The organism is Bosea sp. RAC05, from assembly GCF_001713455.1.
Taxonomy (GTDB): Bacteria; Pseudomonadota; Alphaproteobacteria; order Rhizobiales; family Beijerinckiaceae; genus Allobosea.
Genome location: NZ_CP016464.1, coordinates 3107507 through 3122103, shown reverse-complemented (window position 1 = coordinate 3122103; position 14597 = coordinate 3107507). Strand labels below are relative to the sequence as shown.

The 14597-nt window shown below is 70.0% G+C and carries 15 protein-coding genes and 2 tRNA genes; 6 read left to right on the top strand and 11 right to left on the bottom strand.

All coding sequences use genetic code 11. The features are described 5' to 3' along the window. Positions 1-126 precede the first annotated feature (126 nt). The 3 genes from BSY19_RS18225 to BSY19_RS18215 form a co-directional block, all read right to left on the bottom strand. The gene (locus tag BSY19_RS18225; RefSeq protein ID WP_069055382.1) at positions 127-1548 is read right to left on the bottom strand and encodes a M20 family metallopeptidase; all 1422 of its coding nucleotides are present in this window, start codon (positions 1546-1548) and stop codon (positions 127-129) included. Positions 1549-1667: 119 nt separating this feature from the next. Further along, positions 1668-2075 carry a Cu(I)-responsive transcriptional regulator gene (gene cueR / locus BSY19_RS18220; RefSeq protein ID WP_069055381.1) on the bottom strand — a complete coding sequence of 136 codons (408 nt, stop codon included), beginning with the start codon at positions 2073-2075 and terminating at the stop codon, positions 1668-1670. 4 nt (positions 2076-2079) lie between these two features. Next, positions 2080-2487 (bottom strand): winged helix-turn-helix domain-containing protein, encoded by a 408-nt coding sequence (locus BSY19_RS18215; RefSeq protein ID WP_069057222.1) that lies wholly within the window; start codon positions 2485-2487, stop codon positions 2080-2082. Positions 2488-2657: 170 nt separating this feature from the next. Here BSY19_RS18215 and modA point away from each other — a divergent pair, with 170 nt between their 5' ends. From modA to BSY19_RS18200, 3 genes are read left to right on the top strand one after another with little or no spacing between them, the layout of a single operon-like run. Continuing rightward, on the top strand, positions 2658-3479 hold the full coding sequence (gene modA / locus BSY19_RS18210; protein WP_236840396.1) for a molybdate ABC transporter substrate-binding protein: 822 nt from the start codon (positions 2658-2660) through the stop codon (positions 3477-3479). Between the two features lie 8 nt (positions 3480-3487). Further along, positions 3488-4156, top strand: a complete 669-nt coding sequence (gene modB / locus BSY19_RS18205) for a molybdate ABC transporter permease subunit (RefSeq protein ID WP_069055380.1) — start codon at positions 3488-3490, stop codon at positions 4154-4156. Further along, positions 4149-5273, top strand: coding sequence for an ABC transporter ATP-binding protein (locus BSY19_RS18200; protein ID WP_069055379.1), 1125 nt, complete (start codon positions 4149-4151; stop codon positions 5271-5273). Before modB ends, BSY19_RS18200 begins: the two co-directional genes overlap by 8 nt. On the opposite strand, the gene BSY19_RS18195 is transcribed toward BSY19_RS18200, so the two are convergent. The 4 genes from BSY19_RS18195 to BSY19_RS18180 form a co-directional block, all read right to left on the bottom strand. Next, a complete protein-coding gene (locus tag BSY19_RS18195) occupies positions 5233-5805 on the bottom strand; it encodes a cupin domain-containing protein (protein ID WP_069055378.1) in 573 nt (190 codons plus the stop codon). The two genes, BSY19_RS18200 and BSY19_RS18195, sit on opposite strands and share 41 nt — an antisense overlap. Before the next feature lie 60 nt (positions 5806-5865). Continuing rightward, the gene (locus BSY19_RS18190; RefSeq protein WP_069055377.1) at positions 5866-7413 is read right to left on the bottom strand and encodes an MFS transporter; all 1548 of its coding nucleotides are present in this window, start codon (positions 7411-7413) and stop codon (positions 5866-5868) included. Between the two features lie 184 nt (positions 7414-7597). After that, entirely contained in the window at positions 7598-8455 is an 858-nt protein-coding gene (sseA, locus tag BSY19_RS18185) for a 3-mercaptopyruvate sulfurtransferase (protein ID WP_069055376.1), read from the bottom strand. Positions 8456-8513: 58 nt separating this feature from the next. Beyond that, positions 8514-9230: an alanyl-tRNA editing protein gene (locus tag BSY19_RS18180; RefSeq protein ID WP_069055375.1), complete on the bottom strand. Its 717-nt coding sequence runs from the start codon at positions 9228-9230 to the stop codon at positions 8514-8516. A 194-nt stretch (positions 9231-9424) separates the two neighbouring features. Here BSY19_RS18180 and BSY19_RS18175 point away from each other — a divergent pair, with 194 nt between their 5' ends. Continuing rightward, the gene (locus BSY19_RS18175; RefSeq protein WP_069055374.1) at positions 9425-10219 is read left to right on the top strand and encodes an SDR family NAD(P)-dependent oxidoreductase; all 795 of its coding nucleotides are present in this window, start codon (positions 9425-9427) and stop codon (positions 10217-10219) included. Positions 10220-10229: 10 nt separating this feature from the next. Here BSY19_RS18175 and BSY19_RS18170 read toward each other — a convergent pair whose 3' ends face one another. The 3 genes from BSY19_RS18170 to BSY19_RS18160 all read right to left on the bottom strand — a co-directional run bounded on the left by BSY19_RS18170 (position 10230) and on the right by BSY19_RS18160 (position 12422). Continuing rightward, on the bottom strand, positions 10230-11681 hold the full coding sequence (locus BSY19_RS18170) for a cryptochrome/photolyase family protein (protein ID WP_069055373.1): 1452 nt from the start codon (positions 11679-11681) through the stop codon (positions 10230-10232). A 107-nt stretch (positions 11682-11788) separates the two neighbouring features. Beyond that, complete coding sequence (locus BSY19_RS18165) at positions 11789-12109, bottom strand: hypothetical protein (protein WP_069055372.1); 321 nt, start codon at positions 12107-12109, stop codon at positions 11789-11791. A gap of 238 nt (positions 12110-12347) precedes the next feature. Beyond that, positions 12348-12422: transfer RNA gene (locus BSY19_RS18160), tRNA-Asn, on the bottom strand. A gap of 170 nt (positions 12423-12592) precedes the next feature. Between BSY19_RS18160 and BSY19_RS18155 the strand changes: the two genes are divergently transcribed. Next, positions 12593-12666: transfer RNA gene (locus BSY19_RS18155), tRNA-Cys, on the top strand. A 69-nt stretch (positions 12667-12735) separates the two neighbouring features. Here the strand turns inward: BSY19_RS18155 and BSY19_RS18150 are convergent. Next, entirely contained in the window at positions 12736-13536 is an 801-nt protein-coding gene (locus tag BSY19_RS18150; protein WP_069055371.1) for a hypothetical protein, read from the bottom strand. A gap of 283 nt (positions 13537-13819) precedes the next feature. Here BSY19_RS18150 and BSY19_RS18145 point away from each other — a divergent pair, with 283 nt between their 5' ends. Beyond that, a complete protein-coding gene (locus BSY19_RS18145; protein ID WP_069055370.1) occupies positions 13820-14458 on the top strand; it encodes a protein-L-isoaspartate O-methyltransferase family protein in 639 nt (212 codons plus the stop codon). The last annotated feature ends 139 nt before the right edge of the window (positions 14459-14597 follow it).

The window sequence follows — 14597 nt, the reverse complement described above, 5'->3', positions numbered from 1 at the left end:
TGGGGCGACCGCAGGTCGTCCCGGGATCCATCCTAGGGCGCCAACGGAGCCCTAGGATGGATCCCGGCCTGCGCCGCTACGCGGCTTGTCCAGGATGACGGAGCTTCCTGGACAAGCCTCAGCAACTCACCCGCCCAGCGACATCGTCAGCGGCGGCTTGACCTCGGGCGGGAGCGGCGAGGTGTAGCCCTCCGCGCCGAGGCGCTTCTTGTGGTCGGCCTTGGCGGCGGCCATCAGCGCCGGATCGAGCAGGACGGCGGCGCCGGTCGCGGCCATCGCCTTGGCGACATGGACCATCGCCTTGTGGGCGGCCGGGGTCTTGCCCTGGGCGACGACCTGCCAGGTGTGGAAAGGCGTGCCGATCGCCACCGTCGGCGCATGGGCCTGCACGGTCGGCACCGCCCAGCTGACATCGCCGATATCGGTCGAGCCGATCGCCGGGTTGCGCTTGGCGTCCATCGGCACGAGGAAATCGGCCAGCGGCGCGCCGGTGTCCTCCATGCCGATCGTGCGCCAGATCGAGGCGATCTCCTGCGGCTGCAGGGTCTTGCGGATCTCCTGGGCGAAGGCGCGGTCGGCGTCGTCGAAATGCGGCGGGCCGAGCTCTTCCATGACGCCATGCATCGCCTGCTCCAGCGGGGTGTTGCCGAGCAGGTCGGAGACGGCGCTGACGATGCGCATTTCCATCTTGGTTTCCGTCATCAGCGCGGCGCCTTCGGCGATCTTCTTCACGCGCTGGACGAGTTCGAGCATGCCGCGCAGGTCGCGGGCCCGGATCGAATAGCGGACGCGGGCATGGGCCTGGACGACGTTGGGCGCGATGCCGCCGGTGTCGAGCACGGCGTAGTGGACGCGGGCGTCGCTGGGCATGTGCTCGCGCATGTAGTTGACGCCGACATTCATCAGTTCGACGGCATCGAGTGCGCTGCGGCCGAGATGGGGCGCGGCGGCGGCGTGCGCGGTGCGGCCGGTGAAGGTGAAGTCGGCCCGGGTGTTGGCGAGCGCGAGCGGCGGCGCCACCTCCCACCAGCTCGACGGGTGCCAGGAGATCGCGACGTCGGCGTCGTCGAAGGCGCCGGCGCGGACCATGAAGGCCTTGGCGGCGCCGCCTTCCTCGGCCGGGCAGCCATAATAGCGCACGCGGCCGGGCAGCTTGTGCTCGGCGAGCCAGTCCTTCATCGCCACGGCGGCGAGCAGCGCGGCGGAGCCCAGCAGGTTGTGGCCGCAGCCATGGCCGTGGCCGCCGGTCTCGACCGGAGAGTGGCTGGCGACGCCGGCCTCCTGCGACAGGCCGGGCAGGGCATCATATTCGCCCATGAAGGCGATCACGGGTCCGCCTTCGCCGGCCTCGCCGATCACGGAGGTCGGGATGTCGGCGATGCCCTTGGTGACGCGGAAGCCCTGATGCACCAGCTCGGCTTCATGCTCGGCGCAGGAGCGCGTCTCGGTGTAGCAGACCTCGGGCATGCCCCAGACCCGCTCGCTCAGCGCGATCAGGCGCTCCTTGTTGGCATCGACGTGGCGCCAGAGATCGTTTCGGTTGTCCATGATGGTCCTGCCTTGGTCAGGCCGGCATATGACCAATCGCGCCCCGTCCCGTCCAGCCGGCAGACGCATGGCCGGGCCGATTTCAGGGCAGTTTCATGCATGGCCGGCAGGCTGCCCTGTCAGCAGCAGGTGGCGGAGGGTGGCGCGGCGAGATCGCTGAGGATCGGGCAGTCGGGCCGGCCGTCGCCCTGGCAGGTCTCGGCGAGATGGCGCAGCGTACCGGCCATGGCCTGGAGCTCGGCCGCCTTGGCTTCGAGATCGCGGACATGGCTCATCGCAAGCTGCTTCACATCGGAACTGGCGCGGCTCTTGTCGCGCCAGAGCGCGAGCAAGGCGCGCGTCTCGTCGAGCGAGAAGCCGAGATGGCGGGCGCGGCGGATGAAGCGCAGCGTGTGCAGATCATCCCCGGCATAGACGCGGTACTGCGCCTGCGTCCGCTGCGGCGCCGTGATCAGCCCGATGCTCTCATAATAGCGGATCATCTTGGCGCTGACGCCCGATTGCCGCGCAGCCTCGCCGATGTTCATCGTTTCACTCCTGCGCTTCTGCCGGCTGTGCCTTGGCCGGGCGTGGGGTCGGATCGATGGCGCCACGCAGCGCCTCGATCGGCGCGGCCGCCGCTTCCAGAACCGTGCGCTCGACCGCCCGGTAATGGGCGAGGACCTCGTGTCCGAGCGGCGTCAGCCGCGCGCCGCCACCCTGAGCGCCGCCGGGCTGCGCCTCGACCAGAGGCTGGCGGAACATGCGGTTGAGATCGTCGACGAGCAGCCAGGCCCGGCGATAGGACATCGTCATCGCCCGGCCCGCGCCCGAGATCGAGCCGGTGCTGGCGATCGCCTCGAGCAGATCGGCTTTGCCCGGACCGAGCCGGCCGCCGGGCGTGAAATCGAGCCGCAGACCGAGCCTGAGCGCGGGGCGGGTCTCGGGCGGTGCGTGCATGGTTGCGTCCTCGGGCATGGCGGCATGGTAGAGCATCGCCCGCGCCTTGCCCAAGGCGGCGATGGGCCTGCGGGATGCCTGCGAAACACGCCACAGGCTTGCCGGCAGATTGTTGTGGCGAGCGGGCGCTCCATCGTTATAGTTCTTGGGATATAACGATGGAGGGGGCCATGCTGTCGCATGTTGCACACGCGCTGCGCCGGGGTATGCGTCTGACCCTGGTCGGCCTGGCGCTGGTTGGCCTGGCGCTGGCCTTCGGAGCCGTGGCGCCAGCAGCCGCGCAGACCCCTGCGCCACGGATCGCGGCTGCATCGGACCTCAAGTTCGCCCTCGACGAGGTGATCGCCGCCTTCGCCAGGGAGACCGGGCGGAGCGTCGTGCCGACCTATGGCTCGTCTGGCAATTTCAAGACGCAGATCCTGCAAGGGGCGCCGTTCCAGCTGTTCCTGTCGGCCGATGAGGGCTTCGTCTTCGAACTGGACGAGAGGAGGCTGACAGTCGATCGCGGCACCCTCTACGGGGTCGGTCGCATCGTCCTGTTCGCGCCGAAAGGAGCGACCTGGAGCCCCGATCCGCTGCTGGCGGATTTGAAGGCGGCGCTGGCCGATGGCCGGATCACGCGCTTCGCCATCGCCAATCCCGAGCATGCGCCGTACGGCCGCGCCGCCCAGGAGGCGCTGACGACGGCGGGGCTCTGGGACACGGTGCGCCCGCGGCTGGTGTTCGGCGAGAATGTCAGCCAGGCGGCTCAGTTCGCCGCATCGGGCTCGACGCAGGGCGGCATCTTCGCCCTGTCGCTGGCCCTGGCGCCGCAGGTGGCGCAGCTTGGGACCTACGCGCTCATCCCGGCCGAGCAGCACCAGCCGCTGCGTCAGCGCATGGTGCTGCTGAAGGGAGCCGATGCGGTGTCGCGGGCGTTTTATGACTATATCCAGTCATCTGCCGCGCGCGCCGTGCTGAAGCGCTACGGCTTTCTGTTGCCCGGCGAATAGGGGCGCTCGTGGACTGGGTCGCGTTCTCGCTCTCGATCAAGCTGGGTCTCGTGACCGTGGCGGTGCTGTTGCCGGTCGGCGTGTTCGTCGGACGCTGGCTCGCCTATGCCCGCTTCTCCGGAAAGGGCTTCGTCGAGGCGGCGCTGGCCTTGCCGCTGGTGCTGCCGCCGACGGTCGTCGGCTACTACCTGCTGGTCAGCGTCGGCGGGGCGACCCCGATCGGCCAGGTCTGGGCCGCGACCTTCGGGCACAACCTCGTCTTTTCCTTCGAGGGGCTGGTGCTGGCCTCGGTGATCGTCAATCTGCCCTTCGCGATCCAGCCGGCGCAGCGGGCTTTTGAGGCGATCGCGCCCGAAATCCGCGAGGCGGCCGCCGTGTCGGGCCTGTCGCCCTGGTCCGTCCTGCGGCGGATCGAGCTTCCGCTGGCCTGGCAGGGGATCCTGATGGGGCTGGTGCTGACCTTCGCCCACACCCTGGGCGAGTTCGGCGTCGTCCTGATGGTCGGCGGATCGATCCCGGGGGAAACGAAGACCGTCGCGATCGCGATCTATGACCGGGTTCAGGCCTTCGACACGGCCAGCGCCGGGATCATGGCCGCGACGCTGCTGGTGATGTCGCTGGCGACGCTGGGACTGATCTACCGCCTCTCCTCGCAGGTCGGACGCCGGCATGGCTGACGATGCGCTCACGGTCACGTTGCAGCAGAAGGGACCGATCCCGCTGGATCTGACCCTGTCCTGCGCGGCCGGCGATGTCCTGGCCCTGGTGGGGCCTTCCGGCAGCGGCAAGTCGACGATCCTGCGCAGCATCGCCGGCCTGTATCGTCCCGAGGTCGGACAGGTTTCGGTGGGAGCGGCGACCTGGCTGGACACGTCGCGCCGGATCGATTGGCCGCCCTATCGCCGGCGGGTCGGCCTCGTCTTCCAGAACTACGCGCTGTTTCCCCATATGACGGCGCTGGCGAATGTGGCGGCGGCGCTCGGCCATCTGCCCCGTCAGGAGCGGTCGCGCCGGGCCAGCGAACTGCTCGAACTCGTCCATCTGGGTGATCTCCACGGGCGCAGGCCGGCGGAACTCTCAGGCGGCCAGCAGCAGCGCGTCGCCGTCGCGCGGGCGCTGGCGCGCGATCCCGACGTTCTTTTGCTCGACGAGCCGTTTTCCGCCGTCGATCGGGTGACGCGCCAGCGGCTCTACGGCGAACTGCGGGAGCTGAGTCGCGCCTTCCCGATCCCGATCCTCGTCGTGACGCATGATTTCGACGAAGCGGCGCGCGTCGCCAACCGGATGTGCCTGCTGGACCGGGGGAGGATCCTCCAGACCGGGACGCCGCGCGATGTCCTGGCCCGGCCGGCGAGCGTGCAGGCGGCCCGGCTGGTCGATCTGCGGAACGTCTTCGAGGCCCGCATCCTGTCGCAGGCCGGGCCGCTGACGATCCTCGACTGGAACGGCCGGATCCTGCAGGCCGCGCGCAGCGAGGCCCAGCAGGCCGGGGCGAAGGTGGCCTGGGCGATCGCGGGAACGCAGGTGCTGCTCAGCCGCACCGACCTCGACCAGGCCGACAGCCAGCCCAACCGCTTTTCGGCGACGATCCGCGATCTTGTCCATCTCAGCGAGAGCCTGGCCGTCACCGTCGTCCTCGACGGGCCCGACGCGCCCGTGCTGTCGATGACCCTGCCTGCGCATTATGCCCGCAGGACGGGGCTGGGGCCCGGCTCGGTGGTCACCGTCGCCCTCATGCCGGAAGGCATTCACGTCATGACGGCCGAGGGCGAGGGCCCGTCGGACCGCGGCTGACCGGCCTGCAGCCCGGCGGATGCTTGTGGATCGGGTCGACCCAGTAGACCGATTCCGGGGCCTCGACCGGGTCGACATCGGTGATGTTGACCACCACCGCCTCGTTGTCCGAGCGGACCAGCACGCATTCGAGCGGGTTGTCGGGGTCGGCGTTGATCTCCTGATGCGGCACGAAGGGCGGCACATAGATGAAGTCGCCCGGGCCGGCTTCTGCAACGAACTCCAGCCGCTCGCCCCAGCGCATCCGCGCCTTGCCGCGGACCACGTAGATCACGCTCTCCAGCTCGCCATGGTGGTGCACGCCAGTCTTGGCATTGGGCTGGATCGAAACCGTGCCGGCCCAGATCTTCTGCGCGCCGACGCGGGCATGGTTGATCGCCGCCTGCCGGAACATGCCCGGCGTCTGGGCGGTGTTGGGATCGAGCCTGTCGCCGGTGATGACGCGCACGCCATCATGCTTCCAGCGCGGCTCGTCGTCCTGGCCGTGGTCGTGCGCATGATCGTGCGGATGGTCGTGGTCGTGATCGCTCATCGGGCGGCTCCTCCGCGGCGAGGGTAGGGCAGATGCGGCGCCCGGGGAACCACCTCTCCGTCAGGCCGGGTGGGCGGCTGCGGCCGGGACCTTCCGCAGCAGGACCACGGCGATCACGGCGGTGACGATCAGGCCGACCGTCGCGACCAGCGCCGAGAGCTGCATGCCCGCGACGAAGGCGGCCCGCGCGGCCGCCAGCAGGCTCGCGGCGAGGTCGGCCGGCAGCCGGGCCGCCTCCGCGACGGCGCCGCCGAGCGTGGCCGCAGCGCTGCGGGCGGCGTCGGGGGCCAGACCGCCCGGCTGGGTCAGGGCCATCTGGCTGCGATAAACGGCGGTGACGATGCTGCCGAGGACCGCAATGCCGACGGCGCCGCCGAACTCCAGGCTGGTTTCGGAGATCGCCGCGGCCGAGCCGGCGCGCTCGGGCGGGGCGCTGCCGACGACGAGCTCCGTCGTCAGCGCGACGACCGGGGTGAAGCCGAGCGAGAAGATCACCGAGGCGACGACGACCAGGCCGACGCTCGAGTCGATGTCGATGCGCGAGAGCAGGGCGAAGCCCAGCGCCGCCATGGTCAGACCCATCGCCATGATCTGGGCCGGCCGGAAGCGGTGGGCGAGCACGGGCACGATCGGCGTGCCCAGGATGAAGGCCAGCGCGGACGGCAGGCTCCAGAGCCCGGCCTCGAGCGGGGAGAAGCCCTTCACCAGCTGCAGATACTGGCCGATGAAGAGAAAGCTCCCGAACAGGAAGAGGAAGCCGAGCACATTGATTGCCAGCGCTGCGCTGATCACCGGATTGCGGAACAGGCGCAGGTCGAGGAACGGATCGGCGAGACGGCGCTGCCGGCGCAGGAAGAGGCTGCCGATGGCGACGCCGGCGAGGATGGGCAGCGCGGCCTGCCAGCCGGCGCCATGCTCCGCCATGTGCTTGATGCCGTAGATCACCGCCAGCACCGCCGCCAGCGAGAGCGCCGCGCTGGCGAGATCGACCCGCCCCGCCTGCGGGTCCTTGAACTCCGGCAGCAGGATCGGGCCGAGGATCAGCAGCAGGATCATCACGGGTACGCCGACGAGGAAGACCGAGCCCCACCAGTAATGCTCCAGCAGGAGCCCGCCGACGAGCGGGCCGATCGCGCCGCCGGCCGAGAAGCTGGCGATCCAGATGCCGATCGCGAAGCTGCGCTCCTTGGGATCGAGGAACATGTTGCGGATCAGCGACAGCGTCGAGGGCGCCAGCGTCGCGCCGGCGATGCCGAGCAAAGCGCGGGTCGCGATCAGCATCTCGGCGCTGGTCGAGAAGGCGGCGAGGATCGAGGCCAGACCGAAGGCGGCGGCGCCGATCAGCAGGAGCCTGCGCCGCCCGATCCTGTCGCCGAGCGTGCCCATGGTGATCAGCGAGCCGGCGACCATGAAGCCGTAGATGTCGACGATCCAGAGCAGTTGCGCCGCGCTCGGCTTGAGATCGACGCTGAGCTGCGGGATCGCGAGGTTCAGGACGGTGAGGTCCATCGAATAGAGCAGGCAGGGCAGGGCGATCACGGCCAGCCCGAGCCAGTCCCGGCGCGTCGCCTTGGCCGGGGTTGCCGTCATGTCAGGGGCGGGCGTCATCGTCGCTGTCCGTGCTGCTGTCCGCGACGGTCGCAGCCGCCTCTCGGTTTGTGTGGGTGAGGAGCCTTATGACGGGCACCACGACCCGCCTGTGACAGCAGGCCGTGTCGCCTGCCGTCCAGAATGGTTATCCCGGTGGTTGAGTATCGTCCGGCGACGTGCCGGTCAACGGGAGGCGGCGCGGCTAGCCGCGCTTCGCCGGCCCCGTCGCGAGGGGCCGGTCGCTGGCGCCCCATTCGGCCCAGGAGCCGTCATAGAGGGCGCGGGCCGGTTTGCCGATCGTCTCCAGCGCCGTCGACAGGATCGCCGCCGAGACGCCCGAGCCGCAGCTCGTGATCAGCGGCCGGTCGAGATCGACGCCGGCCTCGGCAAAGGCGGCGGCGATGGCCTCCGGCGACCGGAGCTGCCCGTTCTCGACGATGGCCGGGAAGGGCAGGTTGAGCGAGCCGGGCATGTGGCCGGAGCGGACGCCGGCGCGCGGCTCCGGCGCCTCGCCGCGGAAGCGGTCGCCCGGGCGAGCATCGACGACCTGCGCAGTGCCCTCGGCCAGGGCGCGGGCAATATCGCCGGCATCGGCCACGGCGGAATGGTCGAGGCGGGCGGTGAAGCTGCGCGCGGCGCGGCTGCGCGGCGGGCCATGCTCGATCGGGCGGTTTTCGGCCTGCCATTTCGGGAAGCCGCCTTCGAGGATCACGACGTCCTTGGCGCCGAAGGTGCGGAAGGTCCAGCGGACGCGCGGCGCCGAGAACAGGCCGAGCCCGTCATAGACGACGATGCGCATGCCGTCGCCGATGCCCATGGCGCCGACCGCGGCGGCGAAGGCCTCCGGGCGCGGCAGCATGTGCGGCAGGTCGGAGCCGGTGTCCTTGACCGCGTCGATGTCGAAGCGAAGGGCGCCGGGAATGCGCCGCTCGGCATAGTCCGCATGGGGATCGCGGGCATGGACCGGCAGATACCAGGAGCCGTCGACCACGACGATGTCGGGCGCGTCCAGGCGCTCGGCGAGCCACTCGGTCGAGACGAAAACGGTGTCGCGGGGCATGGCGGAGGTTTCCTCGTCGGCTTCTTGTGTGGATGGGTCCTGGTATCCGGCGTCGCCCTCAGGCGAGCGCGATCCGGACGCGCCGGTTCTGCTTGCCCTTCTTCTCGATATCCGTGACCGCGACAAGGCCGATCTCGGCGGTGTTGCGGACATGGGTGCCGCCGCAGGGCTGCAGATCGATGTCGCCGATCGCGACGAGCCGGATGCGGCCCGAGCCACGCGGCGGCTGGACCGACATCGTCTTGACGAGGCCGGGATTGGCGTCGAGTTCGGCATCGGTGATCCAGCGCTCGGTCACGGCGGCGTTGCGTGCGACCAGCGCGTTCAGCTTTTCGGCGATCTCGGCCTTGTCGAGCCCGCCGTCGGGAATGTCGAAATCCAGCCGGCCATCGCCGTCGCCGATCGCGCCGCCGGTGACGGGAAAGGGCAGGACGACGCTGAGCAGATGCAGCGCGGTGTGAATGCGCATGCGCTTGAGCCGGCGCTCCCAGTCGAGGACGGCGCTCACCGCCTCGCCGGGCTGCGGCGCGGGCTGGCCGTCCACCGGCACATGCAGGATGCGGCTGCGGTCCTGCGGATCATAGATTGCGCTGCCGATCGCGATCGTGGTGCCGTCGGCCCGGCGCAGCAGGCCGGCATCGCCGGGCTGGCCGCCGCCGGTGGCGTAGAAGACCGTCCGGTCCAGTTCGATGCCGCCGCGCTCGTTCACCGCCAGCACGGTGGCCGGGGTCTCGGCGAGATAGGCGTCGTCGCGGAAGAGCAGGGCGGTGGTCATCGGTCTCGCACTCTTGAGAATCGTCCCGGCGGTCGCGCCGGGGGCATCGGCATGGCCTGGCGAGACTGCACCGATCCCGGCGCCCGCGCTACAGCGCGCTGATGTGGGCGGTCCGCCTCGGTGACGACGGAGGAGGGCTTCCGTCCGCCCGGCGCAAGTCCTACATAAGCGATCTCCCCCTTCAGCGAGGTCCCATGTCCCTGCCGCGCATGCAGCCGAGCGACGGCATCGCCTGGATCACCGGCGCGAGCACGGGAATCGGCGAGGCGCTGGCGCTCGAACTGGCGCGGCGCGGCTGGAGCGTCGCGATCACGGCGCGCCGGCTCGACCTGCTCGAGGATGTGGCGCGGCGGGCGGACGGGTTGCCCGGCCGCATCGTCGCCCATGCCGGCGACGTCACCGATGCCGCCGCGATGCAGGCGGTGGTCGACGGCATCGAGAGCGTTCATGGTCCGATCGCGCTCGCCGTGCTGAATGCCGGCATCGCGCCCGAGTCGGACGGCCTTCTCGACATGGAGGCCTTCGAGCGAATCATCGCGGTCAATCTGGTCGGCGTCGCCCGCGGCGTCTCGGCGGTCCGGGAGCGCATGGGCGCGCGTGGCCGCGGGCAGATCGCGGTCACCGCTTCCGTCGCCGGCTATGGCGGCCTGCCCGGCGCCTCCGCCTATGGCGTCTCCAAGGCGGCCGTGATCCATCTCTGCGAGACGCTGAAATTCGACTGCGACCGGGCGGGGATCACGCTCCAGCTGGTCAATCCGGGCTGGGTCGACACGCCGATGACGCGCCCCAAGACGGTGCCGATGCCGCTGATCATCACCCCGGAGGCGGCGGCGCGGCGCATCGCCGACGGTCTGGCTTCGGGTGGCTTCGAGATCACCTTCCCGCGCCGCCTGTCCTGGCTGCTCAAGGCAGTGAACCTGCTGCCCTATCCGGCCTATTTCTGGCTGCTGCGGCAGGCGTCCCGGCGTAAAGGCGCCAGGACGCTCTGAGCCACGGGCGTCAGTCCCGGGTCGCGGCCAGGGCCGCCAGCGCCCGCTCGCGGCCGGCGTCGAGATCGACGATCGGCCGCGGATAGCTCTCGCCGAGCCCGATCCCGGCGCTGCGCAGGGTGCCGGCATCGGCCTTCCAGGGCTCGTGGATCAGCGCGTCCGGCAAGGCCGCGATCTCGGGGACCCAGCGACGGACATAAAGGCCGTCGGGATCGAACTTCAGCCCCTGCGTGACCGGGTTGAAGATCCGGAAATAGGGCGCGGCGTCGGCGCCCGAGCCCGCGACCCACTGCCAGCTCGCGGCGTTGTTGGCCGGATCGGCGTCGACCAGCGTGTCCCAGAACCAGGCCTCGCCCTCGCGCCAGTCGATCAGCAGATGCTTGATCAGGAAGGAGGCGACGATCATCCGGACGCGGTTGTGCATCCAGCCGGTGGTCCAGAGCTCGCGCAGGCCGGCATCGATGATGGGATAGCCTGTCGCTCCGCGCTGCCAGGCCTTCAGCGCGGCCTCGTCGCGGCGCCAGGGGAAGGCGTCGAAGCGGGCGTTGAAGTTCCGTGTCGCCAGCTCGGGATTGTAGAACAGCAGGTGGTAGGAGAATTCGCGCCAGCCGATCTCCGACAGGAACTTCTCGGCATCGGAGGTGGAGGCCTTCGCCTCGCCGCTTTCGACGGCACTGCGCGTCGCATGCCAGATCTGGCGGGGGCCGATCTCGCCGAAGCGCAGATGCGGCGACAGCCGCGAGGTCGAGACATAATCGGGCCGGTTGCGGCCCTCGCCATAGCCGTCGAGCGGGCCGCGGAGAAAATCGGTCAGCGCCGTAGCCGCGCCGGCCTCGCCGGGCGTCCAGGCCTCGCGGAGGCCGCCGGCCCAGTCCGGTGTGGTCGGCTCGAGGGCGAGATTCTCAGGTCGAGCGGCCATCGTCGACAGCCCGGCCGGCAGCGGCAGCGGGACGATCCGGGCCGGCGCCGGGCCGGGTGCGGATGGCTCCCCGAGTGCCCGCGCGGCGCGCCAATAGGGCGAAAACACCTTCACCGGGTCGCCGGTCTTGGTGGTGACCTGCCAGGGTTCGTTCAGCAGCGCGGCGTTGAAGGTGGCGACGCGATGGCCGGCCGCCGTCAGTGCGGTCTTGAGGTCCGTGTCGAGGGCAATCGTCTCGCGCTCATAGCGCCGGTTCCAGGTGACGAGATCGACCTTCGCCTGCGCCGCGACGCGCGGCAGGATTGCGGCCGGATCGCCCCGCATGATCACGAGTTCGCCGCCGCGCTGCGCGAGCGAGGCGCCGAGCGACGCCAGCGACCGCGACAGCCACCAGCGGCTCGCGCCACCGGGAGCACGGCGCGCGCCGCCCTCGTCAAGGATGTAGAGGCACAGGGTCGGGCCGTTTTCGACGGCCGCCGCCAGGGCCGGATTGTCGGCGAGGCGCAGGTCGTCGCGAAACCAGTGAAGGGATGTGGCTGCCATTCGCGAGAGCTAACGCCTGGCTGCCCGCGGCGCCAGCCGGCCGAATGCGGCAGGAGGAAGCAGGCGGGCCGCCAACGCGCGGCCCGCCGGTCAACCGCCCCGGCGGGTCACCAGGTGCGGTCCCACTGGCGGTCGCGGCGATAGTAGCCGCGTCCGTAGACGCGCGGCGGCGGGCCGTAGGAGCGGCGATAGCCATAGCCCCGACCGCGATAGCGGTTGCGCGGCCCGTAATACCCGCTTCGCGGTCCGTAATAGCCGCCTCCCGGGCCAGCATTGCCGCGGGTCTGGGCAAGCTCGATGTCCGGCATGGTCTGCTCGGCCATGGCCGTCAGCGGGACCGGCAGCGAGGCGGCGGGCGCCGCTGCCAGGGAGCCGGGGACCAGGCCCAGGCCCAGCGTCATCGCGGCCGCGAGAATCAGGTTGCGCATGTGTCGTGTCCCCGGGTGAGATTCCTGGCCCTGCGGCCTCTCACACCCCAACGTCTCACGGGCCGGATGGTTGCACCAGTGCAGGGCGCGGCATCGATCATCCCGTGCGGGGCTTTGCGTCCCCGTCTGGACCGAGGCTTGGCCGGTGCAGGAGCTGCCGGCACGGGGTCCGGCGCGGCGGCGCGACCAGGCTCGAAAAGCGAAAGGCCCGTGCCTTGGCACGGGCCTTTCGAAACACTGGCTCCCGGAGCAGGATTCGAACCTGCGACCAATCGATTAACAGTCGATTGCTCTACCGCTGAGCTATCCGGGATCGGTGGCCGCGTATAGCCACGCCGTTCCGACGACGCAACCCCTTTTCCGACCGTCCGCCGGGAATGGCGCTCATCTGCGCCGTTCCCCTCGCATGGCAGTTGCGGCGCGGCCCCGCATATGGTTATAGCGGGCCATCGGGTTGGCGCTGCGGCGTTTCGGCCCGCGGAAGGCCTCGTGGCGGAGTGGTTACGCAGAGGACTGCAAATCCTTGCACCCCGGTTCGATTCCGGGCGAGGCCTCCAATCTTTTCCCGACCGACCGATCGCTCAATCAGGCAGCAGCCGTGTTCTGCCGTTGCGCGTCTGCGCATGTCATGAGCCGGTTTCGCCGACCACCAGGGACGCCGGCCGCGTGTAGGGCGCGACGAGCCTCTCCAGCAGGCGGGCGGCGTCCGCGTCCTTCGCGAAATGGATCAGGCTCCAGATGTCTCCGGCCATGTCGAGCAGATGTCGCTCGGCGGCGGCGGCATCGAGCGCCGAGAAGTCCAGCTTGGTCCCGGCCCCACCTCGTTCGGCTGACAGATAGGGCGCCAACCGATTCCGCAACACTTCGGAAAAGCGGATGATCGACGGATTCGGGGCGACCTTGGCGACCAGCAGCCCGCCCTCGGCCACGGCGGTCAGCATCCGCCGCATCAGAATGGTCCGGTCGAAGCCCGAGAGCATCTGCAGACTGGCCTGCAGTTCCGGCCGAAAGCAGGCGCGAGGAAGCGGCAGTGCGTCGTGATCGCTCGCCTCCACCGGGTCCGCGGGAGGACAAAGGGGCCTGAAGAACTCGAGGTCGCAGGCGAGACCGCTGCACCAGATGCGCTGGGCACTGATCTCGACGGCGACGCGGCGGCCCGATGCCGTGCCGATCACGGCCTGCTCGCAATCGTAGAAGCCCTGCCGGTCGAGCAGCCCGAGCCTTCGCTCGCGTGCGGCATCGTCGATCGCGCTGCCCTTGCCGATGAGCGACTGGCCGTCGAGCTCGTCCCAGATCCGCTCGATCAGGGTCAGATAGGTCCCGTTGGCGGCGAGATAGCGCGCATCGACCTGGCCGCTGGTCGAGAGGGCCGTCGCCACATCCGAGCGCTCGATGAGATTCAGGCACAGAGACTTCGTGTCGAACATGCGGCCACCCACGCGAATCATTGATAATGTTACGTCATGTCGTTTGGGCCGGACACGTGATGGCGCTTGCTCCGGCCCGGACGTTTCGCGCCATGCGGGCAGGGCGGCATCGGCTGCGCGCTCCGGGGCAGGCGGCGAGCCGGCGTCTTGCCTTTTGCAGCGCACTCGAACAGAAAGCAGGCATGGCCGCCGCGGGCGACGTTGCGGGGCACAGGCCTCGGCGCAAACGCCGCCTGTACGCGCGGCCGGCCTCGTTTTTTGGGGTGCACGGAGAATTCGGGACATGGACAGTTTCGCCGCCTTGCGCCGCATGATGGTCGACTGCCAGCTGCGCACCTATGACGTGACGGACCGCGCCGTGCTGGCCGCGGCCGACACGGTGCCGCGCGAGGCCTTCCTGCCGGCGTCGCTGTCGCATCTGGCCTATCTCGACCAGGCGGTGGCGCTGCCGGGTACCGGGCGGGCGCTGATGACGCCGATGGTGCTGGTCCGCATGATCCAGGTGCTCGACCTGCAGGCCGGGGAGCGGGCGCTCGATTATGGCGGCGGCACCGGATACGGCGCCGCCCTGATGGCGCAGATGGGCGCCGAGACGACCCTGTGGGAGCCGGATGCGCCCGCGCTCGAACAGGCCAAGGCGGCTCTCACCCAGGCGGGTGCGACGGTCACGGCTGCGGCGGCCAAGCCGGCGGATGCCAGCTTCGACGCGATTCTCGTATCGGGCGCCTGCGAGACGACACCGGAGACGCTGTTTGCGCTGCTGCGCGACGGTGGCCGGCTCGTCGTGGTCGAGGGCAGCGGTCGCGCGGCCCGCGTGAAGCTCTACCAGAAGAGCGGCGGCAAATCGTCGGGACGCGCCGTGTTCGACGCGGCGGCGCCGGCGCTCGAAGAGTTCCGCAGGAAGCCGGAATTCGTGTTCTGAGGACAGGCAGTGTCGCATTTTTGCGGCACAGCCACAGGCAAAGTCGGCGAAGCCGCTTCTGCGCGTTGGCGGACGGCGCGCGGCGGGCTATGTATCCTTTGTTAGTATGCCGAGGCTGGGGCGATGCCTGGGCGCGACT

Coding starts and splice junctions, on each gene's coding strand:
- BSY19_RS18225 (WP_069055382.1), bottom strand. CDS start 1,548: ATGGACAACCGAAACGATCTCTGGCGCCACGTCGATGCCAACAAGGAG.
- cueR (WP_069055381.1), bottom strand. CDS start 2,075: ATGAACATCGGCGAGGCTGCGCGGCAATCGGGCGTCAGCGCCAAGATG.
- BSY19_RS18215 (WP_069057222.1), bottom strand. CDS start 2,487: ATGCACGCACCGCCCGAGACCCGCCCCGCGCTCAGGCTCGGTCTGCGG.
- modA (WP_236840396.1), top strand. CDS start 2,658: ATGCTGTCGCATGTTGCACACGCGCTGCGCCGGGGTATGCGTCTGACC.
- BSY19_RS18200 (WP_069055379.1), top strand. CDS start 4,149: ATGGCTGACGATGCGCTCACGGTCACGTTGCAGCAGAAGGGACCGATC.
- BSY19_RS18195 (WP_069055378.1), bottom strand. CDS start 5,805: ATGAGCGATCACGACCACGACCATCCGCACGATCATGCGCACGACCAC.
- BSY19_RS18190 (WP_069055377.1), bottom strand. CDS start 7,413: ATGACGCCCGCCCCTGACATGACGGCAACCCCGGCCAAGGCGACGCGC.
- sseA (WP_069055376.1), bottom strand. CDS start 8,455: ATGCCCCGCGACACCGTTTTCGTCTCGACCGAGTGGCTCGCCGAGCGC.
- BSY19_RS18180 (WP_069055375.1), bottom strand. CDS start 9,230: ATGACCACCGCCCTGCTCTTCCGCGACGACGCCTATCTCGCCGAGACC.
- BSY19_RS18175 (WP_069055374.1), top strand. CDS start 9,425: ATGTCCCTGCCGCGCATGCAGCCGAGCGACGGCATCGCCTGGATCACC.
- BSY19_RS18170 (WP_069055373.1), bottom strand. CDS start 11,681: ATGGCAGCCACATCCCTTCACTGGTTTCGCGACGACCTGCGCCTCGCC.
- BSY19_RS18165 (WP_069055372.1), bottom strand. CDS start 12,109: ATGCGCAACCTGATTCTCGCGGCCGCGATGACGCTGGGCCTGGGCCTG.
- BSY19_RS18150 (WP_069055371.1), bottom strand. CDS start 13,536: ATGTTCGACACGAAGTCTCTGTGCCTGAATCTCATCGAGCGCTCGGAT.
- BSY19_RS18145 (WP_069055370.1), top strand. CDS start 13,820: ATGGACAGTTTCGCCGCCTTGCGCCGCATGATGGTCGACTGCCAGCTG.